The sequence below is a fragment of the uncultured Streptococcus sp. genome, assembly GCF_901875575.1.
GTDB lineage: Bacteria > Bacillota > Bacilli > Lactobacillales > Streptococcaceae > Streptococcus.
The window spans coordinates 1-550 of the sequence record NZ_CABFMF010000063.1; the positions used below are offsets into that span (position 1 = coordinate 1).

General features: G+C 29.3%; 1 protein-coding gene. It reads right to left on the reverse strand.

What is annotated here, in order from left to right; all coding sequences use genetic code 11:
• The coding region (locus tag QZ114_RS08550; protein WP_295502201.1) for a nucleotidyl transferase AbiEii/AbiGii toxin family protein at positions 1-461 on the reverse strand (461 nt) is incomplete at its 3' end.
• Positions 462-550: the final 89 nt, after the last annotated feature.

The window sequence follows — 550 nt, forward strand, 5'->3', positions numbered from 1 at the left end:
GCAACATACTCATCATAGCTCAAATCTATTTCTATCTTTTTACTATTGTTTTCTAAATTTTCTCCGTATTTACTTAGCTCCTTCATTTTATCAGGAGCTTGTAAATCTATTTTATCTTGATACTTTTCTGTATCGACTATCGCAAAAGAAATCTTATATCCTCCCCAAAATGGAGGTAAGTCTTTTTTCCTTTTTTTAGGTTTTTCAATGAATTCAAATCCAACAACTAAAAACCCAACTTGCTGAAAGGCATCTGAAATTAAATCTCGTAATTTTTTTCCTTCGTTCTCTTTTTCATATCTTATAGATTCTTTGATTGAGAAATCTAAATCCTGAGATGAGCGATCAGTTATGTTATAAAGTTTTAAAGCATTTCCACCTTTTAGAACTAAAGTTTCCTTCAGGTCACTATCTGAGTAAATTGCTTTTAAAATGGTATTTCTAATTTCATCTGGTGTCATAAGCATCCCCTATAAAATACTGTTTTCTACTCTAATTATATCATTATTGAATAGCCAATAGATAGAATTCCTCTTGTTTTTAATTTTTT